The 24,008-nt window shown below is 39.4% G+C and carries 18 protein-coding genes and 1 other annotated feature (1 of these 19 only partly in view); all 18 genes read left to right on the plus strand.

Features of this window, described 5'->3' with window-relative positions:
• Positions 1 to 9, plus strand: a binding site (T-box leader); it begins 250 nt to the left of the window's first position.
• Positions 10 to 209: 200 nt separating this feature from the next.
• The 18 genes from ilvB to hemL all read left to right on the plus strand — a co-directional run bounded on the left by ilvB (position 210) and on the right by hemL (position 23,712).
• Positions 210 to 1,934 carry an acetolactate synthase large subunit gene (gene ilvB, locus AA0017_RS02730; protein ID WP_413379298.1) on the plus strand — a complete coding sequence of 575 codons (1,725 nt, stop codon included), beginning with the start codon at positions 210 to 212 and terminating at the stop codon, positions 1,932 to 1,934.
• Entirely contained in the window at positions 1,931 to 2,452 is a 522-nt protein-coding gene (gene ilvN, locus AA0017_RS02735) for an acetolactate synthase small subunit (RefSeq protein ID WP_413379300.1), read from the plus strand. Before ilvB ends, ilvN begins: the two co-directional genes overlap by 4 nt.
• A 141-nt stretch (positions 2,453 to 2,593) precedes the next feature.
• A complete protein-coding gene (gene ilvC, locus AA0017_RS02740) occupies positions 2,594 to 3,607 on the plus strand; it encodes a ketol-acid reductoisomerase (protein ID WP_413379302.1) in 1,014 nt (337 codons plus the stop codon).
• 138 nt (positions 3,608 to 3,745) lie between these two features.
• Entirely contained in the window at positions 3,746 to 4,831 is a 1,086-nt protein-coding gene (leuB, locus tag AA0017_RS02745) for a 3-isopropylmalate dehydrogenase (protein WP_413379304.1), read from the plus strand.
• 46 nt (positions 4,832 to 4,877) lie between these two features.
• Positions 4,878 to 6,299: a 3-isopropylmalate dehydratase large subunit gene (leuC, locus tag AA0017_RS02750; protein ID WP_413379306.1), complete on the plus strand. Its 1,422-nt coding sequence runs from the start codon at positions 4,878 to 4,880 to the stop codon at positions 6,297 to 6,299.
• Positions 6,300 to 6,312: 13 nt separating this feature from the next.
• A complete protein-coding gene (gene leuD / locus AA0017_RS02755) occupies positions 6,313 to 6,897 on the plus strand; it encodes a 3-isopropylmalate dehydratase small subunit (protein WP_413379308.1) in 585 nt (194 codons plus the stop codon).
• 322 nt (positions 6,898 to 7,219) lie between these two features.
• Positions 7,220 to 8,266: a tetratricopeptide repeat protein gene (locus AA0017_RS02760; protein WP_413379310.1), complete on the plus strand. Its 1,047-nt coding sequence runs from the start codon at positions 7,220 to 7,222 to the stop codon at positions 8,264 to 8,266.
• Between the two features lie 155 nt (positions 8,267 to 8,421).
• On the plus strand, positions 8,422 to 9,726 hold the full coding sequence (gene tig / locus AA0017_RS02765; protein WP_413379312.1) for a trigger factor: 1,305 nt from the start codon (positions 8,422 to 8,424) through the stop codon (positions 9,724 to 9,726).
• A gap of 519 nt (positions 9,727 to 10,245) precedes the next feature.
• Positions 10,246 to 11,520, plus strand: a complete 1,275-nt coding sequence (clpX, locus tag AA0017_RS02770; protein WP_413379314.1) for an ATP-dependent protease ATP-binding subunit ClpX — start codon at positions 10,246 to 10,248, stop codon at positions 11,518 to 11,520.
• Positions 11,521 to 11,743: 223 nt separating this feature from the next.
• A complete protein-coding gene (gene lonB / locus AA0017_RS02775; RefSeq protein WP_413379316.1) occupies positions 11,744 to 13,414 on the plus strand; it encodes an ATP-dependent protease LonB in 1,671 nt (556 codons plus the stop codon).
• Between the two features lie 105 nt (positions 13,415 to 13,519).
• Positions 13,520 to 15,847, plus strand: coding sequence for an endopeptidase La (lon, locus tag AA0017_RS02780; RefSeq protein ID WP_413379318.1), 2,328 nt, complete (start codon positions 13,520 to 13,522; stop codon positions 15,845 to 15,847).
• Complete coding sequence (gene yihA / locus AA0017_RS02785; RefSeq protein WP_413379320.1) at positions 15,844 to 16,431, plus strand: ribosome biogenesis GTP-binding protein YihA/YsxC; 588 nt, start codon at positions 15,844 to 15,846, stop codon at positions 16,429 to 16,431. The genes lon and yihA overlap by 4 nt, the downstream gene beginning before the upstream one ends.
• Before the next feature lie 515 nt (positions 16,432 to 16,946).
• Positions 16,947 to 18,329: a glutamyl-tRNA reductase gene (gene hemA, locus AA0017_RS02790; protein ID WP_413379322.1), complete on the plus strand. Its 1,383-nt coding sequence runs from the start codon at positions 16,947 to 16,949 to the stop codon at positions 18,327 to 18,329.
• Between the two features lie 19 nt (positions 18,330 to 18,348).
• A complete protein-coding gene (locus tag AA0017_RS02795) occupies positions 18,349 to 19,161 on the plus strand; it encodes an inner membrane protein YpjD (protein WP_413379324.1) in 813 nt (270 codons plus the stop codon).
• 39 nt (positions 19,162 to 19,200) lie between these two features.
• The gene (gene hemC / locus AA0017_RS02800) at positions 19,201 to 20,133 is read left to right on the plus strand and encodes a hydroxymethylbilane synthase (protein ID WP_413379326.1); all 933 of its coding nucleotides are present in this window, start codon (positions 19,201 to 19,203) and stop codon (positions 20,131 to 20,133) included.
• A gap of 2 nt (positions 20,134 to 20,135) precedes the next feature.
• On the plus strand, positions 20,136 to 20,921 hold the full coding sequence (locus AA0017_RS02805) for a uroporphyrinogen-III synthase (RefSeq protein WP_413379327.1): 786 nt from the start codon (positions 20,136 to 20,138) through the stop codon (positions 20,919 to 20,921).
• The gene (gene hemB / locus AA0017_RS02810; RefSeq protein ID WP_413379329.1) at positions 20,918 to 21,895 is read left to right on the plus strand and encodes a porphobilinogen synthase; all 978 of its coding nucleotides are present in this window, start codon (positions 20,918 to 20,920) and stop codon (positions 21,893 to 21,895) included. The genes AA0017_RS02805 and hemB overlap by 4 nt, the downstream gene beginning before the upstream one ends.
• Positions 21,896 to 22,422: 527 nt before the next feature.
• Positions 22,423 to 23,712 carry a glutamate-1-semialdehyde 2,1-aminomutase gene (gene hemL / locus AA0017_RS02815; protein ID WP_413379331.1) on the plus strand — a complete coding sequence of 430 codons (1,290 nt, stop codon included), beginning with the start codon at positions 22,423 to 22,425 and terminating at the stop codon, positions 23,710 to 23,712.
• The last annotated feature ends 296 nt before the right edge of the window (positions 23,713 to 24,008 follow it).

Raw genomic sequence — 24,008 nt, forward strand, 5'->3', positions numbered from 1 at the left:
GCCCCTTCAGTTAGTCGTTAGATACGACTGCTATGGGGTGGGAAGGTTTTTTTTATTCATTTTTTGTCTGGTTTTCTGACATTCATTTTTTAAAAGTAGTTTAGAAGAACGTTTAATCTTGCTATCCCAGTTAGAAGCATGAGAACAAGAGGTCGTCTTGAGAAAGTCAATACGTACTTCGCCTTAGATTGAAAAGAGGAGGAAAAGAGATGAAAACGCAAGTGAAAAAAGAGGAGCAACAAGTAAAAGTAGAAAATGAAAAAATGTCAGGGTCTAGTATGCTCATTAAAGCTCTAGCACTTGAAGGAGTGGAAGTGATTTTCGGTTACCCAGGCGGGGCGATCCTACCAACTTACGATGAAATTTATAAAACGGGGATTCGTCACATTTTAGCTCGCCATGAACAAGGGGCGATTCACGCTGCGGAAGGATATGCAAGAGTATCTGGGAAACCAGGTGTCTGTGTCGTTACTTCTGGACCAGGGGCAACAAACGTTGTAACTGGGATTGCCGATGCGATGATGGATTCGTTGCCGCTAGTTGTTATTACGGGTCAAGTGGGAACATCTGTTATTGGAACAGACGCTTTCCAAGAAGCCGATGTTATTGGGATTACAATGCCGATTACGAAGCACAACTTTCAAGTTCGAAGTGTAGATGAGTTTCCAGATATTATAAAAAAAGCTTTCCATATTGCGACAACAGGACGTCCAGGGCCGGTGTTAATTGACCTCCCTAAAGATATTTCTCTAGCGCAAGGGGAATTCAATTACGAGAAGGAAGTGGAATTACCAGGTTATCAACCTACTTTTATTCCGAATAAATTACAGATTAAAAAAGTGGTAGAAGCGGTTAGTGAAGCGAAAAAACCACTTATCCTAGCGGGTGCTGGTGTCTTACATGCCCACGCAGCGGAAGAACTTTTGCAATATGTTGAGCAGCAAAAGATTCCTGTAACAAACACTCTTTTGGGGTTAGGTTCATTCCCAGGTGAGCATGAATTATTTTTAGGAATGGCAGGTATGCACGGGACGTATACGGCGAATATGTCCATTTATGAGACGGACTTATTAATTAATATTGGAGCTCGTTTTGATGACCGTTTAACAGGGAATTTAGCTCATTTTGCCCCAACGGCAAAGGTTGTGCATATTGATATTGACCCAGCTGAAATCGGTAAAAATGTTCATGCTGATATTCCAGTCGTCGGTGATGCAAAAGAAGCCTTGAAGCTTCTTATTGCCGCGGATGGTGAATGTAGTAAGAGTGCGATTTGGCGTTCTGATTTAAAGCAGTTAAAAGAGGAATATCCACTTTGGTATAAAGAAGATGGAGAAACGATCAAACCTCAGCAACTGATCGAATATATTCATGAAATAACAGAAGGTGAGGCTGTGGTCACAACTGATGTTGGTCAGCATCAAATGTGGTCGGCCCAGTATTACAAATTTAATAAACCAAATCGTTGGGTAACTTCTGGTGGTTTAGGGACGATGGGCTTTGGTTTTCCAGCGGCGATTGGGGCTCAGTTTGCCGAACCAAATTTACCGGTCGTAGCCATTATTGGTGATGCTGGCTTCCAAATGACGGCCCAGGAGCTCTCGATTTTACAAGAGCTAAATTTACCAGTCAAAATTGTGATCGTCAATAATGCCGCTTTAGGAATGGTTCGTCAATGGCAACAATTATTCCATGGGGAGCGCTATTCAAACTCTCTTTTCCCGATTCAACCGGATTTTGTCAAATTAGCATCGGCTTATGACATTAAAGGGATGAAGGTAGAAAAGCTATCAGAAGTAAAAACAGCTTTAAAAGAAATGATGGATTATCCAGGCCCAGTTTTAATGGATTTCCGTGTCGCTCAAAAAGAGAATGTGTATCCAATGATTTCACCAGGAAAAGGAATTCATCAAATGGAAGGAGTAAAGCCATGAAAAGAACGATAACCGCTCTAGTGAATAACAGTTCTGGTGTTTTAAATCGAATTACAGGATTGTTTGCGAGGCGTCATTACAATATTGAAAGTATTACCGTTGGCGTGACGGAAAATCCAGCTGTTTCTCGCATGACCTTCGTTGTTCAGGTTGACAACATGGACAATATTGAGCAAGTGACAAAGCAGTTGAATAAGCAGGTCGATGTTTTAAAAGTGAAAGACATTACGGATGAACCGATTATTGCTCGTGAACTGGCTCTTATTAAGATTCTTGTTACTCCACAGCAGCGTGCTGAAGTAGCGGCACTTGTCAATCCATTTCGAGCTTCCATTTTAGATGTTGGTCGTGAGTCGATGACGATTCAAATTACGGGAGACTATCAAAAAGTCGAAACTTTTATTGATTTGTTAAGACCGTATGGAATCCGAGATTTAGCTCGAACAGGTATTACCGCCTTTAATCGGGGCAGTAAAAAATCGACAACGGAATCAAGTCGATTAACATTGATTCATTAAAAGGAACAAAATATTATCTTAAGAACTACCGTTCACATTCTAGCGCTTGCTGATTTAATCAATCTACCTTAAAACCAGCAAACATAAATTGTGTACGATTCTACTATAAAAAATGAACTGAAATTAAAAGGAGAGATTATCATGGCAAAGGTTTATTACAATGGGGATATTAATGAAGCGGTTTTACAAGGGAAAAAAGTAGCAGTTATCGGATATGGCTCACAAGGTCATGCCCATGCACAAAATATGCGTGAAAGTGGAGTCGACGTTATTATCGGTCTTCGCCAAGGGAAATCATGGGATAAAGCAGTAGAAGATGGCTTTAAAGTGTATCCAGTAAATGAAGCGGCTGAGCAAGCGGATTTAATCATGGTCTTATTGCCAGATGAATTACAGCCAACGGTTTATAAAAATGAAATTGAACCAGTATTAACAGAAGGAAAAACATTAGCATTTGCACACGGTTTTAATATTCATTTTAATCAAATCGTTCCACCAACTAATGTAGACGTCTTTTTAGCGGCACCAAAAGGACCAGGTCACTTAGTGCGTCGTGTATTTGAAGAAGGAGCAGGGGTTCCAGGCTTAATTGCGGTTTTCCAAGATGCGACAGGTCAAGCAAAAGAAGTGGCTCTAGCTTATTCGAAAGTGATCGGTTCCGCCCGTGCTGGTGTTCTTGAGACAACTTTCCAAGAAGAAACAGAAACAGATCTTTTTGGTGAGCAAGCAGTACTTTGTGGAGGAACGTCAGCGCTTGTAAAAGCTGGTTTCGAAACATTAGTAGAAGCAGGATATCAACCAGAAGTAGCTTACTTTGAGTGTTTACATGAACTAAAATTAATTGTTGACCTTATGTATGAAGGTGGACTTGAAACAATGCGTTATTCAATCTCAGACACGGCACAATGGGGTGACTATGTAGCAGGTCCTCAAATTGTGACAGATGAAACGAAAAAAGCGATGAAGAAGGTTCTAACTGATATTCAAACAGGAAAATTTGCTAAAGGTTGGATTTTAGAAAACCAAGCCAATCGTCCAGAATTTACAGCAATCACTAGAGCGGAAAGCCAACATCCAATTGAAGTAGTTGGACGTGAACTACGTGAAATGATGCCATTTGTTAAAAATAAAACAAAAAGCCCTGTAAAAAGCTAAGTAAAAAGTAAATCTTCAAAAAGAAGCGAATGAATGACGATGCGTCTTGGAGTAGTTTGGAAGCTGTGTTTCCAGCTTGCTCCAGGGCGTTCTTTTTCAAAATGACTGAAAGTTAACAAATTATGAGGGGGAAAAGAAATGGAAAAGAAAATAGCCGTTCTCCCAGGGGATGGTATCGGGCCAGAAGTTGTTCAATCTTCGTTAAAAGTGCTTGACCAAGTAGCAGAAATTTTCGGGCATCGATTTACTTATGAAACAGGCTTAATCGGTGGTTGTGCAATAGATGAAACAGGGGAACCTTTACCTGCTGAAACGGTTGAATTATGTAAAAAGAGTGATGCGATTTTATTAGGAGCTGTTGGAGGATCGAAGTGGGACACCCTTCCTGGGGATAAACGTCCAGAAAAAGGCTTACTCGGGTTACGGAAATCGTTGCAATTATTTGCCAACTTACGCCCTGTTACTGCTTTTTCAAGCTTAGCAGAAGCATCAACTTTAAAAAAGGAAATCATTGAAGGTGTGGACCTCATGATTGTCCGTGAGCTAACCGGCGGTATTTATTTTGGCGAGCCGAGAGAACGAAAAGAAATAAACGGTGAAGAAACAGCGATTGATACATTAGTCTATAGTAAAAGTGAAATTGAAAGAATCATTCGAAAGGGTTTTGAGTTAGCAGAGTTAAGAAGTAAAAAAGTGACTTCTGTAGATAAAGCGAATGTTTTAGAATCGAGTCGTTTATGGAGAGAGGTCGCGAATGAGGTCGCTAAAGATTTTCCAAACATTGAATTGGAGCATATGCTTGTAGATAATGCCGCTATGCAACTAATTCGCTCACCAAAATCATTTGATGTTATAGTCACAGAAAATATGTTTGGGGATATTTTAAGTGACGAGGCGTCGATGTTAACAGGCTCGTTAGGAATGTTGCCATCAGCTAGCCTATCAGCAGATGGACCTGGATTGTATGAACCGATTCATGGCTCGGCTCCAGATATCGCGGGAAAAGGTTTAGCTAATCCATTAGCCACAATTGCATCGCTTTCGATGATGCTTAAATATGAGTTTGGTTTAGAGAAAGAAGCAGATGCGATCCAAGAAGCGATTGACTCTGTCCTTTTGCAAGGCGAGCGTACGAGCGACTTGTTGGGTGGAGGAAAAGCCTTATCAACTGATGAAATGACGGAAAAAGTTATCGCACAATTAAAAGAAAAAGCGTACGTATAATTAAATAAGAAGCAATACAGAAAAAAGGGAATAAGGAGGAGAGCAAATGGCGGCGAAAACAATCATCGAGAAGATTTGGGAAAAGCATGAAGTGATGGCAGAAGAGGGGAAACCAAGTCTTCTTTATATTGATTTGCATATGGTGCATGAAGTAACATCCCCACAAGCGTTTGAAGGTCTTAGACTTGCTGGGCGTAAGGTAAGGAGACCAGATTTAACATTCGCGACGATGGATCATAATGTACCGACTGTTAACCGTTATGACATAACAGACATGATTGCAAGAAAACAAATGGAGACCTTAAAAGAAAACTGTCGTGATTTTGGGGTTGATATAGCCGATTTGGAGAGCCCTGATAATGGAATTGTTCACGTTATCGGTCCGGAACTTGGTTTAACTCAGCCTGGCAAAACGATTGTTTGTGGGGATAGTCATACGTCTACCCATGGTGCTTTTGGGGCTTTAGCTTTTGGAATTGGAACAAGTGAGGTTGAACATGTGTTAGCCTCTCAAACATTATGGCAATCGAAACCGAAAACATTGGAAGTTCGGATCAATGGTAAGCTAAGTTCTGAGTTGTCAGCAAAAGATGTGATTTTAGCGATTATCTCAAAATTCGGCGTCGATGTCGGTACTGGTTCCGTTATTGAATTTACGGGAGAAGCCATTCGTGGGATGACGATGGAAGAACGGATGACAATTTGCAATATGTCAATTGAAGCTGGAGCAAAAGCAGGATTAATTAGTCCGGATCAAGTGACATTTGATTATTTAGAAGGACGTAAAAAAGTTCCAAAAGGAGAAGCGTTTAAAAAGGCAGTAGAGGAATGGGAAAAACTTGCCTCAGATAAAGGGGCGAGCTATGACCGCTCTGTTGTCATTGAAGCGGCTGAGATTGAACCAATGGTTACATGGGGAACGAACCCTTCCCAAGGCGTGGGGATTAGCCAACTAGTTCCCGCTCCGACAGATGGCAAAAATGATACGGATAGACGCTCGATTGAACAAGCACTTGAATACATGGAGTTAACGCCACATACGCCTGTTAGTGATATTAAAATCCAACATGTGTTTATCGGTTCCTGTACAAATTCACGAATCAGTGATATTCGGGCTGCGGCCAATGTTGTAAAAGGACATAAGGTGGCTGATGGAGTAAGAGCACTGGTTGTGCCAGGTTCTCAGAAAGTAAAGAAAAAAGCCGAAGAAGAAGGCTTGAACCAAATTTTTATTGATGCGGGTTTTGAATGGCGTGATTCGGGCTGCAGTATGTGCTTAAGTATGAATCCGGATGTTGTGCCTGAAGGAGAACGGTGTGCTTCCACTTCGAATCGGAACTTTGAAGGGCGGCAAGGAAAAGGGGCTAGAACACACTTAGTGAGTCCAGAGATGGCTGCAGCAGCTGCAATTGCTGGTCATTTTATTGACGTAAGGAAGTTAAAAACACAATCACAAGCAAATGGGTAAGGGGGAGTAGGCGATGGAACCGTTAGTGATTCATGAAGGGAAAATAGCGACACTAAATCGTGTGAATGTGGATACCGATCAAATTATCCCAAAACAATTTTTGAAACGTGTTGAAAGAACTGGTTTTGGTCAATTTTTATTTTATGATTGGCGCTTTCTAAAGGATGGGCAAGCTAATCCTGATTTCGAATTAAATAAACCACATGCATTAGGAGCATCCATTTTAGTGGCGGCCCATAATTTTGGTTGTGGCTCTTCACGTGAGCATGCACCTTGGGCCTTACATGATTATGGATTCAAGGTTGTCATTGCTCCGAGTTTTGCCGACATTTTTTATAATAACTGTGTAAAAAATGGTATGTTACCGATTCGATTAAATGAAGAACAAACAAATGAACTATTGGAGCTTGGAGCGGAGCATGAGTTTGAGCTGAAAGTGGATTTGAAGGAGCAAAAAATAACGGGTGCTGATTTTGAGGCATCGTTTGAAATTGACCCTTATTGGAAAGAAATGCTACTTAACGGCTGGGATGAAATCGGTTTGACGTTAAGATATGAGACCGAGATTGCAAAATTTGAACAAACTCACATGCTCTAAAGAATCAAAGCTGTCCTGAAATAAACAAAATGTTGAGGGACAGCTTTTAGTGTTAGTGAGATCGAACGGTGCTTTTGGCATCTTGTCGGGGTTGATGTGAAAAAATCCAAACAACCCAACCTTCATTTAATCGATTTAAATATAAACTAATAAAGAAGGTGGGATATAAGTTCACCTAGAAAAAGAAAGCGTTGTCATAATATGGTATACTAATAAAAGAGGGAATTTGATTGTGTTTGCTCACTTCTCTTGATAAACTAATTAAAATCATCTTACATATTAAAAAACGAATCATTATAGGTCACAAAACTGGAGAAAGTATATGGATGAAAAACGAGAAAAGATAAATAAATCAAAAATAATTCCATACCCAGGTCTCGTGCGAAGATTAATAGAGAAAGGGATGGGATCATTAAAGGAAAAAGAACCAAAAGAAGCCTATGAACTCTTTAATGAAGCGGCAAATTATGAACCAGACCATCCACAGGTTCGTTTTGGGAGAGTCTTATGTTTAGTTGAGTTAGGGCGGCTTGAGGAAGCGGTTGAACAGACAACGAGCTTGTTACATGAAGATATTGGTGATTATTATGATAATTTGCAAGTACATATTTCTTTACTCGTTCAATTAGCTCGGTACCACGAGGTTGTTCATTTATTAGATGCGGTTTTAGCAGAAAATCGATTGCCTTCTCAACATGCAGAATCGCTTTATCAGTTGCTTCATTTTAGTAGACAAATGACAAATGACGATACCTTCACGACGTTTACCGAACGTGAGGATGAGGTAAATGAACATGTTTTATCAATGTTGCAATCAGATAATGTGAGCTTACAAGGACAAGCTATACAAATCTTAAAAACAATGAATAAACCGTATGTTATAGAAGCCTTTATCTCCTATGTTCAAGAAGAACAACACGATCTTTTATTACGTTCAATCGCGTTAGAAGCCTTACATAATTTTGGTGTCAGTGAAAGTATACATATAAAAAAGTTAGGGATGAATCAAACCGTTATCCCGAATCAATTACCGCTTGTTTATGAGCAGCCTTTTGCGAAGGAAATTATTCATTTGTTAAGTGATTTTCTTGAACATGAGAATCCGAATCTTTTAGAAATGGCGAATCAACTATGCTGGGCTCATATGTATGCCATCTATCCATATTCTCCAGAGCCCAAACAGGCTAAGCTATGGGCCGCTGTTTTTTATATTGTGGTTTCGAATCGAATGGGAATGGAAATAAATGAAGAGTGGGTTGAATCGATTTCAAATAAGGCCGCTCACCAATTAGATGAATATGTGCAATTAGTAGAAGTGATTGAAATGAAATCGTATCAAGGTTTTGATTTAAATGGATTTCACTTATAAAAACATAACAAAAAGGGTAATTCCTAGTAAACCATGTTAGTTCTAGTAAATTTATTTGAAAAGAATAGGCTTTATGTTATAATGATGTGGTTGTCAACGTTGAAATTATGAGTAAATGTTCGGAAACGAAGATGTATATAGTTGGAGGGAAAGTAATGACTGCAAAATGGGAAAAGCAAGAAGGAAATCAAGGAGTTTTAACTTTTGAAGTGGACGCTCTAAAATTTAAGGAAGCACTTGACGTTGCTTTTAAAAAAGTTGTCAAGAAAGTTAATGAACCAGGATTCCGTAAAGGAAAAATGCCTCGTCCATTATTCGAAAAGAAATATGGTGTAGAATCACTATATCAAGATGCTTTAGATGTATTGCTTCCAGAAGCATATCCAAAAGCAATTGTAGAAGCAGGTATTGAGCCAGTTGCTCAGCCTCAAATTGATGTTGAAACAATTAGTAAAGAGACAGGTGTTGTTTTTAAAGCAACAGTTATCGTAAAACCTGAAGTTACTTTAGGCGATTATAAAGGTCTAGAAGTAGAAGAGGTAGATACAGCTGTAACAGATGAAGAAGTAGAAGCTGAGCTAAAGAGCTTACAAGAGCGTAAAGCTGATTTAGTTGTAGTGGAAGATGGAGCAGTTGAAGAAGGTGATACGGCTGTTATCGATTTCGAAGGCTTTGTTGATGGCGAAGCGTTTGATGGTGGTCAAGCAGAGAACCATTCATTAGAAATCGGTTCTGGTCAATTCATCCCTGGGTTTGAAGAGCAATTAGTTGGTCTTAAATCTGGTGAAGAAAAAGAAGTGGAAGTAACATTCCCAGAAGAGTATCATTCTGAAGATTTAGCTGGTAAAGCAGCGACGTTTAAAGTGAAGTTACACGATATTAAACGTAAAGAGCTTCCAGAACTAGATGATGAATTTGCAAAAGATGCAAATGAAAATGTTGAAACTTTAGATGAATTAAAGAAAGAATTAAGAGAAAAATTAGAGCATGATAAGAAGCATCAAGCAGAGCATGCAGTACGTGATACAGTAGTCGAAAAAGCGGCTGACAATGCAACGATCGATGTACCAGAAGAAATGGTTGCGACAGAAGTAGATCGTATGGTTCAAGAATTTGAACAACGTCTACAAACTCAAGGTCTTAACTTAGAGTTATATGCTCAATTCTCTGGTCAAGACGAAGCGACATTACGTGAACAATTCCAAGTGGATGCTGGTAAACGTGTACGTGTGAACTTGACGCTAGAAGCGATTGCAAATGCAGAAGCGATTGAAGTAAGCGAAGAAGATGTTGAAAAAGAATATGAGAAGATGGCTGAGATGTACCAACGTTCTGTTGAAGAAATTAAAGCTATTTTAACTGCACAAGGTGGAGACGAAGCAATCAAAGGTGACCTAAGAGTCCAAAAAGCTGTTGAGCTTCTAGTAGAAGAAAGCAAAACAGTAGCAGCTGCTCAGTAATTCCATTTCCATATAGAGATGCTTGAATAAGGTAGCTCACTATAAAGTAAAAACAAGGTGCGAGCTGAAATCGTACCTTGTTTTTCCATCATATAAAAAGATAAAATTTATCATCTTTTCTCGTTTTGGAATGTATGAGTAAGGCTTGAATTGAACAAGCTGAGAAGAAGCCGTTTCGCCAAAAATGATTGGAGATTGTAATTGAAGATCTTTAGTTAGAAAAAAAGGATTTTCAAGGTTGGATCTTGAATTTATTATAAATCCACACATACACATAAGTAATATCTTTAAATTTGAGTATCTGTATTTTAGATGACTTTATTTTTGCTCTCCAAGCAACATCTATACATAAGAAGAGAGATTAGTTTTTCTTTTCCAGGTTCTGTGTTACAATAGCTGAAAATCTCGACAAATCTAGATAATCTAGAAATGCTGTGCAATTTTCGAGCCGTGTTATACAAGACCAAAATGAAGAAAATAATGGTTTGAAATGGTACAATATTTCTGAGGGGTGATTAAATGTTTAAATTTAATGATGAAAAAGGGCAACTTAAATGTTCTTTTTGTGGGAAAACTCAAGACCAAGTCCGTAAGCTAGTTGCTGGACCAGGTGTGTATATATGTGATGAATGTATTGAACTCTGTACAGAAATTGTAGAAGAAGAACTCGGAACAGAAGAAGAAGTTGAGTTTCAAGAAGTTCCAAAACCTTCTGAGATTCGTTCCATCCTAGATGATTATGTTATCGGTCAGGAAAGAGCCAAAAAATCATTATCGGTAGCTGTTTATAATCATTATAAGCGTATCAATGCTCTTAACCGCTCTGAAGAAGTAGAACTTTCTAAAAGTAACATTTGTATGATTGGGCCGACTGGTAGTGGGAAAACATTGTTAGCTCAAACATTAGCACGTATTTTAAATGTACCATTTGCGATTGCTGATGCAACTTCATTAACAGAAGCAGGTTATGTAGGGGAAGATGTTGAGAATATTCTCCTTAAATTAATCCAAGCGGCTGACTACGATGTGGAAAAAGCAGAAAAAGGCATTATTTACATTGATGAGATTGATAAAGTCGCTCGTAAATCTGAGAATCCTTCCATTACAAGAGATGTTTCAGGTGAAGGGGTTCAACAAGCTTTATTAAAAATCCTTGAAGGTACAACAGCTAGTGTACCGCCACAAGGTGGAAGAAAGCACCCTCATCAAGAATTTATTCAAATTGATACAACAAATGTTCTCTTTATTTGTGGAGGAGCGTTTGATGGAATCGAGCAAATTATTAAGCGTCGATTAGGTAAAAAGGTCATTGGCTTTGGTTCTGAAACTAGGCAGGAAGACTTAAAGCCAGGTGAATATTTAGGGAAAGTATTACCTGAAGATTTACTTCGTTTTGGGTTAATTCCTGAGTTTATCGGCCGTTTACCGATTATCTCAAGCTTAGAACCTTTAGATGTTCATGCCTTAGTGGAAATTTTAACAAAACCAAAAAATGCTCTCGTAAAGCAATACCAAAAATTGCTTGAGCTTGATGATGTTGAGTTAGAATTTACGGATGCAGCATTAAAAGAGATTTCAAATAAAGCGATTGAAAGAAAGACTGGGGCACGTGGACTTCGTTCCATCATTGAAGGATTGATGTTAGATGTAATGTTTGACCTTCCATCACGTGATGATGTCGTAAAATGTATCATTCATGATAAATGTGTTACCGAAAATGCCGCCCCAATCTTGAAAACGGAAGACGGCTCTGAGATCACATTAACCAAAACAGAACCTAAAGAGAGTGCTTAATTCAAATAGGCAAGTGCTTAATAGAAAAACCACGGTGAGTGAAGACAGACTCCCCGTGGTTTTCTTGTCTTTTTTGATACTTTCGTCTTTAATGGAGTTTTGATTCATGTCTTTCTTGCATTTTTTTCCTTTAGTTACAACGTTTTCAGTCCTGATAGTGTGGTTAGCTGAAATGTTAGCGGTCATACTATAAAAAACGAGTAACGATGTAGGAGGAAAAGTCATGAATTGGACAGGGATTGCGTTGTTAATTCAATTGTTTTTTGGAATTGTCATTGGGTTGTATTTTTTTAATTTGCTTAAGAGTCAACGGAATGGTCGTGTTTCGATAGATAAAGAATCCAAAAAGGAAATGGAGCAGCTCAGAAGAATGCGCTCTATTTCATTAAGTGAGCCCTTAGCAGAAAGAGTAAGGCCGATTAGTTTTGATGATATCGTGGGTCAGTCAGAAGGCATACGTACATTAAGAGCTGCATTGTGTGGGCCAAACCCTCAGCATGTTTTAATTTATGGACCTCCGGGAGTGGGAAAAACAGCAGCAGCCCGATTAGTTTTGGAAGAAGCGAAACGAAATTGTGAATCACCATTTCGACAAAATGCCGTTTTTGTTGAGTTAGACGGAGCTACAGCCCGTTTTGATGAGCGTGGAATTGCCGATCCTTTAATTGGCTCAGTGCACGATCCGATTTATCAAGGGGCTGGTGCGATGGGGCAAGCTGGTATTCCTCAGCCCAAACACGGGGCTGTTACGAAAGCACATGGAGGCATGCTTTTTATCGATGAAATTGGGGAATTGCATTCTATCCAGCTGAATAAATTGTTAAAGGTACTTGAAGATCGAAAAGTTTTTTTAGAAAGTGCTTATTATAGTGAAGAAAATCAAGCCATTCCAAGGCATATTCATGATATTTTTCAAAATGGTTTGCCTGCCGATTTTCGGTTAATTGGAGCGACGACGCGACGACCGGATGAAATTCCACCTGCGATTCGTTCCCGGTGTTTAGAAGTTTATTTTCATGCATTAAAACCTAATGAAATCGTACAGATTGCAGAAAAAGCGATTCAAAAAATTCAATATACCGCAGAAGAAGGAGCCCTCGAAAAAATCGCGAAATATGCGACAAATGGTCGTGAGGTTGTCAATATCGTGCAAATCTCGGCTGGGGTGGCATTAGCGAGCGGACGAAAAGAAATATTGCTGGATGATGTTGAATGGGTTTTACATGCCAGTCAATTGAGCCCGCGTCCAGAAAAACAAATTCATCATGAATCCGCAGTCGGAATTGTGAATGGTTTAGCCGTTTTTGGTCCAAATATGGGTGCCTTACTTGAATTGGAAGTGAATGTGATTGAAAACAAAGGCAATGGTCAAATTAATATTACGGGGATTGCCGAAGAAGAGCATACCGGAAATCAGTCGCGTTCCATTAAAAGAAAAAGTATGGCAAAAGGCTCGGTTGAAAATGTTGTGACGGTTTTAAGAAGAATGGGAATCCCGACTTCTGACTATGATATCCATGTCAATTTTCCAGGGGGAGCTCCTGTTGATGGACCATCTGCTGGAATTGCCATTGCGACAGGCATTTACTCGGCCATTGAAGGGATTAAAGTGAAGCATACTATTGCAATGACAGGAGAATTAGGGATCCACGGTGCGGTTAAACCAATCGGTGGTGTGGTTGCCAAAGTCGAAGCCGCTAAACTTGCGGGTGTGAAAACCGTTATTGTGCCTGAAGAGAATATGCAAGCGTTATTAAAGCAAATTGACGGCATTGATGTGGTTTCTGTGAAGAATTTAGATGAAGTATTAGAATTAGCTCTTGAGCGTGTGGAAGAAGAGGAAGAGATCATTCCAGCGATTAACCCAATGGAGAGTGTATCAACGCTTATTTAGATTAGACAAAGGTATGGGGATAAGATAAAATTGAGAAAGATTAGAGCAAAAATGAGCCAATGAGTTAGGAGAAATTTGGAAACAGGAAGATGGAGGTGTATGCGGATGGTCGAACAAAATAGGAAACGGCAAATTCCGCTTCTGCCTTTACGCGGACTTCTGGTATTTCCATCAATGGTGTTACACCTTGATGTAGGAAGAGCAAAGTCAGTTCAGGCATTAGAGAGCGCTATGGATAGTGACCATGAAATTTTATTAGCAACACAAAAGGATATCTCAATAGATAATCCAAAAGATGAAGAAATTTATTCAATCGGAACACTAGCAAAGATAAGTCAGCTTTTACGATTACCTAATGGCACAGTTCGAGTTCATGTTGAAGGATTATCGAGAGCCAAAATAAGTCAATTTTTAGACAATGAGGATTATTTAGAAGTTGAAATGGACCTTCTGGAAGATGAAGATCCTTATAAATCTCCAGAAGTTCAAGCAATTATGCGTAATATGCTAACAATGTTTGAGCAATATACAAAGGTCTCAAAAAAAATCTCTGTTGAAACGGTCCAAACGATTAAAGAAATTAGTGAGCCGAGTCGTCTAGCGGATGTCGTTTCTGCTAATTTACCGTTAAAATTATCGGAAAAACAACAGCTTTTAGAAATTACTTCTGTTAAAGATCGACTCATTCATTTGATTCAAATTTTAAATAATGAACAAGAAGTCCTTGGATTAGAAAAGAAAATCGGTCAACGTGTCAAAAAATCAATGGAGAAAACGCAAAAAGAATATTATTTACGTGAGCAAATGAAGGCCATTCAAAAAGAGCTGGGTGATAAAGAAGGGCGTACTGGTGAAGTTGCCACTTTAAGAAGTCAGATTGAAAACTCGGATATGCCAGAGTCTATTTTAACAAAAGCGTTAAAGGAACTGGACCGATATGAAAAGATGCCAGCAAATGCAGCGGAAAGCTCTGTCCTTCGAAACTATTTAGATTGGCTTATTCAATTGCCATGGACGAAAGAAACGACCGATCAATTAGACGTGATTCGCGCCGAAGAAATTTTGGATAAGGATCATTATGGTTTAGAAAAGGTCAAAGAGCGTGTCTTAGAATATTTAGCAGTTCAACAGCTAACAAGAGAATTAAAAGGGCCGATTTTATGTTTAGCTGGACCTCCTGGTGTTGGGAAAACGTCGCTTGCCAGATCCATTGCTCGATCATTAGGTCGTAAATTTGTACGCATCTCTCTTGGTGGGGTAAGAGATGAAGCGGAAATTCGTGGACATCGTCGTACATATGTTGGAGCTATGCCTGGACGTATTATTCAAGGAATGAAAAAGGCGGAAACCGTAAATCCCGTTTTCTTATTAGATGAAATCGATAAGATGGCAAATGATTTTAGAGGGGATCCATCTTCCGCTTTATTAGAAGTTCTTGATCCAGAACAAAATAATACGTTTAGTGATCACTATATTGAGGAGCCTTATGATCTGTCGAAAGTGATGTTTGTGACGACAGCAAATAATATTGGTACTATTCCTGGGCCGTTATTAGACCGTATGGAAATTATTACGATTGCTGGTTATACAGAGCTTGAGAAAATGCAAATTGCGAAAAACTATTTGCAAAAAAAACAAAGAAAAGATCACGGGCTAACAGGTAATATGTTACGAATTAATGATGAAGCACTGTTAAAAGTAATCCGCCACTATACACGAGAAGCTGGTGTACGGACACTTGAACGCCAATTAGCGGCGATTTCGCGTAAAGCAGCAAAAATGATTGTATCAGGTAATAAAAAGCGGGTAACCGTTAATGAAAAAATGGTCGAAGAAATGCTCGGTAAACCTCGTTTCCGCTATGGTTTAGCAGAAATAGAAGACCAAATCGGGGCAGCGACAGGTCTTGCTTATACAACAGCTGGTGGAGATACGTTATCAATAGAAGTATCGCTTGCACCGGGTAAAGGGAAACTTTCATTAACAGGGAAGCTAGGCGATGTCATGAAAGAGTCAGCTCAAGCAGCCTTTAGTTATATTCGTTCTCGTTCTTCTGAATTAGAAATCAATCCGAATTTTCATGAAGAAAATGACATTCACATCCATGTTCCAGAAGGAGCGACTCCTAAGGATGGCCCCTCTGCTGGAATCACGATGGCGACGGCTCTTATCTCTGCTCTGACAGACCGACCTGTTAAGCGAGAAGTTGGAATGACAGGAGAAATTACTTTACGTGGGCGTGTGTTACCGATCGGTGGATTGAAGGAAAAATCGATGAGTGCTCACCGGGCTGGTTTGAAAACGATTATTATTCCGAAAGATAATGAAAAAGACTTAGAAGATGTACCAGAAAGTGTTCGTAAAGACTTAGACTTTATTTTAGTAGCTCATTTAGATGAAGTACTAAAACATGCATTGGGAGAGAAAAAATGAAGGTTACAAATGTAGAATTAGCCACGGTTGCTGTGAAACCAGAACAATATCCGAATACACAGCTACCAGAAGTCGCCTTAGCCGGTCGATCAAATGTTGGAAAGTCATCTTTTATTAATAAGATGATTAACCGTAAAGCTTTAGCGAGAACGTCAGGACGTCCAGGGAAAACCCAAACATTAAACTTTTATATGGTGAATGAAATGTTGTACTTCGTCGATGTTCCTGGCTATGGTTTTGCCAAAGTATCAAAAAAAGAACGTGAAGCATGGGGGCGTATGATTGAAACGTATTTACAATCGCGCGAGCCTTTGAAGGCAGTTATTCAACTGATTGATATTCGCCACAAACCATCACAGGATGATAAGCTCATGTATGAGTGGCTCAAACATTTTGAGATTCCTGTCATTATCGTCGCTACTAAAAGTGATAAAATTCCTAAAGGAAAATGGCAGAAGCATCAAAAAGTGATCGAAAAGGAATTGAATAAACATCCTGAAGATCCTGTCGTCTTATTTTCTTCAGAAACAGGAAACGGTAAAGAAGAAGCATGGCGAAAAATCCTCCACTACATTGGGAAATAAGTTATGAGAAAAGGCTGTTGCGATCGATTAGGATCGCAACAGTCTATTTTGGTTGGAGAAGAAGCACGAATTAAATAATGACGACATATTCAAATTGTCTATTCATCGTACCTCATTTAACTCATGAAAAAAGATAGTGATTTAATTAGAATTATTATAAAGAGTGTGATAAAATCAGATGGGGGTATGGTTAGGTCGGATAAAAATTGTCGAATTGGATATGCTAGGAATGAGAAAATGGACGTTTGTAGTAAGGTTTCCATTCATTATTTTACAAAGAAATCCTTATTTTACTAAGTGAATGCGTCATTTATTGTTCACAATTTATTTTTATGTGCGAGATAATCCATGATATAATAATTATTATAAATAAGAGGTAGATTGAAGTCCTTATGGAATTTTATAGATGAATAAACAGATAACAATGTCGGTGTTTTTGTTTTAAATGGTTCACTCCGTTTAATACGATAAGCGCAACCAATGAGCTAAAATTGATTAGGGGGGTGAGCGACAGGATGTTTATGCTGCTAGTGGGGTTGAATTACAAAACGGCTCCTGTCGAGATGAGAGAAAGGTTCACATTTAGTGATGAGGAACTACCTAATGCTTTAAAGAAGTTAAGAAATTCTAAAAGCATTTTAGAATGTGTCATTATATCTACCTGTAATCGTACGGAAATTTATGTGGTTGCCGATCAACTACATACAGGCCGCCATTATACGAAGACATTTTTGGCGGAATGGTTTAACATGCCTAAGGATGATTTCTCGATGTATTTAGATATTCGAGAAGAGGAGCATGCCGTTGAACATTTATTAAAAGTAGCTTCTGGACTTGATTCGATGATTTTGGGGGAAACGCAAATTCTTGGACAAGTTCGTAATAGCTTTTTATTTGCTCAAGGTCAACAAGTGACAGGCACGATTTTTAATCATTTATTTAAGCAAGCGATCACATTTGCCAAGCGTGCTCATTCGCAGACAGATATTGGGAAGCATGCCGTTTCTGTTAGTTATGCAGCCGTTGAGCTAGGAAAAAAAATCTTTGGTGATTTTTCGAACAAGCATGTGCTTATTTTAGGTGCAGGGAAAATGAGTGAACTGACAGCTAAGCACCTTCACGGCAATGGTGCTAAAGATATTACCGTTATTAACCGGACGATCGAAAAAGCGGAAGAGCTTGCCCTACGTTTTGCTGGTCACGCAAGAGCCTATGAACAGTTAGAAAAAGCCTTGTCAGAAGTTGATATTCTCATAACATCTACAGGGGCACGTGGGTTTGTGATTACAAAATCGATGGTTGAAAATGTGATGAAACAAAGAAAAGGCAAACCATTATTTATGGTTGATATTGCTGTACCTCGTGATTTAGATCCTGAGATTGCGTCATTTGATGATGTTTATTTATATGATATAGATGATTTGCAAAACATCGTCGAGGCGAATTTAGCTGAACGGAAAAGAGAAGCGGAAAAAATTGAATTGATGATGGAAGCAGAGCTCGTTGAATTTAAATCATGGTTAAGTATGCTTGGTGTTGTTCCCATTATTACGGCTTTACGTACAAAGGCACTAGCCGTTCAAGCGGAGACGATGGAAAGTATTGAGCGTAAAATGCCTAATTTAACGGAACGTGAGCGTAAAGTATTAAGTAAACATACGAAGAGCATTGTAAATCAGCTGCTTCGTGATCCTGTTACTCGGGTGAAAGAGCTTGCAGGGGAAGAAAAAGCAGAAGAGGCTCTTGAAATGTTTACGAAAATCTTTGCGTTAGAGGCTGAATTAGAAGCTCAACAACAACAAGAACGGATAATGAAGGCCGAAGAGCAATGGGAGAATGCCAAAAAACAAGAAATAGCAGCAGTCCAGTCTAGACAAAAGGCTGCTGTACGCTCTTAATGAAGAGGGATGACGGCTCGTGAATTGGATTTATCCTATTACGATTGTATTGTATAGCTTAAGTGTCTTTTGTTATTTTATCGATTTTTTACAAAACAACCGGAAGGTCAATCGAGTGGCTTTCTGGTTGCTTTCCGTTGTATGGCTATTGCAAACAGGTTATTTTATTATCCGTGCAGTCTCATTAGATCAAACTCTGATTATTAGCTCATTAGATGGCTTATTTTTTTATGCGTGGACTGTGGTGACGGTTTCGCTTGTGATTAATTGGTATTTTCGAGTTGATTTTTTAGTGTTTTTTACAAACCTTGTTGGATTTGCGATGCTGGCGTTTAGTTTATTTGCGACCAATACGGAGCGACCAGAGGCTCTCCATAGTTTATTAAGCTTTGAATTAATGCTTATTCATATTAGCTTTATCTTTTTATCTTATGCGGCCTTTACATTGGCTTTTGCTTATTCCATTATGTATGTTATTCAGCATCAAATGCTGAAAAGAAAAAAATGGGGCAAGCGTCTGCAAAGATTTGGTTCGTTAACAAGTCTCGATAAAATGGCTTTCATTTTTACGATGATAGGGGCTCCGCTCTTATTAATTGGTATTATACAAGGGTATATATGGGCAAGTATTCAACTGGATGAGTTCCAGTGGTTTGACCCGAAAGTATTGTCTTCATTCCTAACATTATTGATTTATCTCATTTATCTGTATAATAGGGTAGTGAAGCATAAACAAGGGTATGGGTTTGCTCTTTTAAATATCGCAGGCTTTTTAGTGTTATGTATTAATTATTTTTTATCAAGTCAGTATACAAGTTTTCATTTATGGTAAAAAGCTGATTAGTAACGGAATGTAGAACGGAGGATTTTGATGAGAAAAATAGTGATTGGTTCAAGAAAAAGTAATCTGGCCTTAACGCAAACGAACTGGGTCATTGACCAGTTAAAGAAGGTGGGAGCTCCTTTTGAATTTGAAGTGAAGAAGATTGTTACAAAAGGTGACCGCATTTTAGACGTGACGTTATCAAAAGTTGGTGGTAAAGGTCTATTTGTTAAAGAGATTGAACGCGCTTTAGCAGATGGTGAGATTGATATGGCGGTTCATAGTATGAAGGATGTTCCTTCTGAGCTGCATCCAGGCTTTACAATTGGGGCGGTGCCAGAGCGGGAAGATCCTCGTGATGCGTTAATTTCAAATAATCATGTGAAGCTTGCCGATCTTCCAAGTGGTTCTATAGTAGGGACGAGTAGTTTACGTCGTTCGGCCCAATTACTGGCAGAGCGTCCTGATTTAGAAGTTCAATGGATTCGTGGAAATGTGGAAACAAGACTTAGCAAATTAGAGGACGAAAACTTTGATGCGATTATTTTAGCTGCAGCGGGTTTAAAAAGGCTGGGTTATTCAGAAGAGCTTATTACAGAGTACCTTGATACAGAAACGTGCATTCCGGCTGTTGGTCAAGGAGCTCTCGGGATCGAGTGTCGCTCAGATGATGAGGAAGTGAAGCAGCTTTTAGCCGAAATTAATGATGTGATTACAGAACGTATCGTTGCGGCAGAGCGTGCCTTTTTACATAAGATTGAAGGTGGTTGTCAAGTGCCAATTGCGGCTTACGGTACTCTGCAAGAGGATGGCGATATTTCGTTGACCGCCTTAGTGGGATCACCGGATGGCAAGACGATTTTAAAAGAAACAAGAGTTGGAAATGAGCCTGTTGAGTTAGGTGTTTCAATTGCCAACACATTGCTTGAGCAAGGAGCTCGTGAAATTTTAGATAAAGTTAAAAATGAAAGCGGCGAATAGTCGTGACAAAAACAGTGTTGGCAGGTAAAAAAATCGTTGTCACTAGAGCGGAACAACAAGCAACTGATTTTGTGCAAAAGCTTGAGTCTGCTGGAGCTGACATTTATCACCTACCATTAATTACTTTTGAACGAACGGATTTGTCACCATTAGAAAGAGAAGCGATTTGTTATTTTGAGCAGTTTGATTGGATCGTCTTTACGAGTACAAATGGTGTGAAGTTCTTTATGGAAGCCTTATTGACTTTTAAAATTAAGCCGAAAAAATGGCCGAAAATCGCAGTCGTGGGGGAAAAAACAGCTGAGGCTTTAAGTAGTTATGGGCTTGATATAGAGTTAAAACCAACCTTATTTGTTGCCGAACAGCTTTTAGACGAGTTAAAAGAGCAAGTGACAAACAAACAGTCTGTGTTAATTATTCGTGGTAGGCTTGGACGTAAACTGTTAATCGAACAGTTGTCAAAAGTTGTTGGGAAAGTGGTCGCGGTGACGATTTATCATACGGTATTGCCTGAAACAGCTTCAAGTCGATTTAAGCATTTGCCACTTCATGACGTCGATTTGATTACTTTTACAAGTTCGTCTACCGTTCATCATTTTGCCCGACTGCTTGAGGACAATGAGCTTCATTTTGAAGATTTTTACTGGAAAGTGGCTTGTATTGGGCCGATCGCAGCGAAAACATGTGAACAATATCATTTTCCTGTTACGATTACGCCGAGTCAATTTACAGTAGATGATTTACTAAACTCGATTATCGCTTACTATGAGGAGGAGAAAAGTAAATGAAAGACTTAATGTTTCAACGTCATCGTCGTTTAAGGCAAAGTGGAAGCATTCGTAATATGGTAAGAGAGACACAAATAAGTGCTCATGATTTTATTCACCCTCTTTTTGTTATCGAGGGAGAGAACATAAAAAGTGAAATCAAATCCATGCCAAATGTTTTTCAGTGGTCATTGGATTTATTAAATGATGAGATTGATGAAGTTGTCGAACTTGGTATTCAATCCGTGATCATCTTTGGCGTTCCAGAGGCAAAGGATGAAGTTGGCTCTTCGGCCTATGACGATGAAGGGATTGTCCAAAAAGCGATTCGTCAAATTAAAGAACGTCATCCAGAGCTAACCGTTATTGCGGATACTTGTTTATGCCAGTTTACCGATCATGGTCATTGTGGAATCGTAAAAGAAGGCAAAGTATTAAATGATCCAACGCTTGATTTATTAGCTCAAACAGCGATATCGCAAGCGAAAGCGGGAGCCGATATTATCGCACCATCGAATATGATGGACGGATTTGTCGCAGCGATTCGTTATGGACTTGATCAAGCAGGTTTTGAGGACGTTCCGATCATGTCTTATGCGGTCAAATATGCCTCTGCTTTTTATGGTCCATTCCGTGATGCGGCTCATAGTACACCACAATTTGGGGACCGTAAAACGTACCAAATGGACCCAGCAAACCGTCTTGAAGCGATTAGAGAAGCACAGTCTGATATTGAAGAAGGAGCCGATTTCCTCATCGTGAAACCAGCCCTCTCGTATTTAGACATCATCCGTGAAGTAAAGGATCTTTCTGGTTATCCAGTGGTTGCTTATAATGTGAGTGGTGAATACGCAATGATAAAAGCTGCTAGTCAAAACGGTTGGGTTGACGAAAAAGCGATCGTATTAGAAAAGCTGATGAGTATGAAACGTGCTGGAGCAGATATTATTTTAACGTACCACGCCAAAGATGCAGCTAAATGGTTGAAGGGGTAAGTATTAGTCGAGTTAAGTCTGTTTGGAGCTAGAGAAAAACTAATTGAGTGATCACTACTAAGTTGAACGGAATGGCTTTTGGATTACCAAAACGGAGCCAGCGGAATGCCCGGAGACTCCTGCGGGAATAGTGAGGGACGGGAGACCCCGCAGCGTTGAGCGAGGAGGCTCCCGTCTCACCCGCGGAACGCGAAGGGCATACAGCTGGTGGAGTAAACCAACTCCACTGTTCTCGCTTCTAAGCAAACGGACTACGCTTTATATTTAATCTAGCTATGCCTGTTAGAAGCTCGAGAAAAATCGGTTCGTCTGAGTGAAGACAAAGGGCGTCTTCATCAGCAGCACCTAATTTTTTCTCGCTTCTGACCGAACAGGCTTCGCTTTATATTTAATCTAGCTACGTCCGTTAGAAGCTCGAGAAAAATCGCCCATCTGAATGAAGACAAAGAGCGTCTTCATCAGCTGTTCTTATTTTTTCTCGCTTCTAAGCAAACGGACTACGCTTTATATTTAAGGAGGGAATTTGGATGCGTCAGTATCAAAAATCAGAAGAGGCTTTTGCAAAAGCGAAGCCACTTATGCCAGGTGGAGTTAACAGTCCTGTACGTGCTTTTAAATCGGTGAACATGAATCCCGTTTATATGGAGAGCGGTAAAGGGTCAAAAATTTATGATATCGATGGAAATGAGTATATTGACTATGTGTTATCATGGGGACCACTTATTTTAGGACATGCCGATGAGCAGGTTGTCGAAAAACTAAAAGAAGCAACAGAAAAAGGGACAAGCTTTGGTGCTCCTAATGAAATGGAAACAAAGCTTGCTGAGCTTGTTATTGAACGAGTGCCTTCGGTTGAAGTCGTTCGGATGGTCAACTCTGGAACAGAGGCAACGATGAGTGCTCTTCGTTTGGCACGTGGTTACACAGGTCGTAACAAAATTCTTAAATTCGTCGGTTGTTATCACGGTCACGGTGATTCTTTATTAATTAAAGCAGGTTCAGGTGTCGCTACACTCGGTTTACCGGATAGTCCTGGGGTACCAGAATCAGTAGCTCAAAATACATTGACGGTAAATTACAATGACTTGGAGAGTGTTCAATACGCCTTTGATAAGTTTGGTGACGATATTGCCGCTATTATCGTTGAACCTGTAGCAGGAAATATGGGTGTTGTTCCGCCTATAGCAGGCTTTTTAGAAGGCCTACGTGAAATTACTGAGCAAAATGGCAGTTTGTTAATTTTTGACGAGGTAATGACAGGCTTCCGCGTCGGTTATAATTGTGCACAAGGAACACTCGGGGTCACACCTGATTTAACATGTTTAGGAAAAGTAATCGGTGGTGGATTACCTGTTGGTGCTTTTGGTGGGAAGCGTGAAATTATGGAGCAAATTGCCCCAAGTGGTCCGATTTATCAAGCAGGTACATTATCAGGGAATCCACTTGCGATGACAGCTGGATATGAGACCTTATCCCAGCTAACACCAGCGGATTATGAACGTTTTGACGAATTAGCTGAGCACTTAGAAACAGGTTTAACAGCAGCAGCGAAAAAATATGAAATTCCACATTATATTAATCGTATCGGTTCTATGGTTGGATTTTTCTTCACAGATGAAAAAGTGGTGAACTTTGAGGTAGCGAAAACATCAAACCTCGATTATTTTGCCAACTATTTCCGTGAGATGTTGAATGAAGGTATCTCTCTTCCGCCGTCTCAATTTGAAGGAATGTTTTTATCAACGAAGCATACTGAAGAGGATATTGACAAAACGATAGCTGCAGCGGAAAAGGCTTTTTCAAAGTTAAAAGCATAAGTCGATTTAGGTGAAAAAGTGATGATTATATAGAAAAACCGTTTCTTAAGGTAACGACCTTATGGGGCGGTTTTTCATTTGCTCCTAGATGAAGAGTCTTAAGTGGGTCACAAGGGGGATAATCCACCATAACATGGATAATCAATATCTTAGATTTTTGTATTTCTGATATGAAGATTATTACGATTATAGAAAGTTTGTAATACAATTTAGTTTATAGGGGCATTAGAGTTGTTCGTTTAATCAAATCAAGAAAATGATGCTAGGTCAACCTTTTGTAATGAATGGATGAAATA

The organism is Alkalihalobacillus phoenicis (genome assembly GCF_047302405.1).
In the GTDB taxonomy this organism is placed as follows: domain Bacteria; phylum Bacillota; class Bacilli; order Bacillales; family Bacillaceae_D; genus Alkalihalobacillus.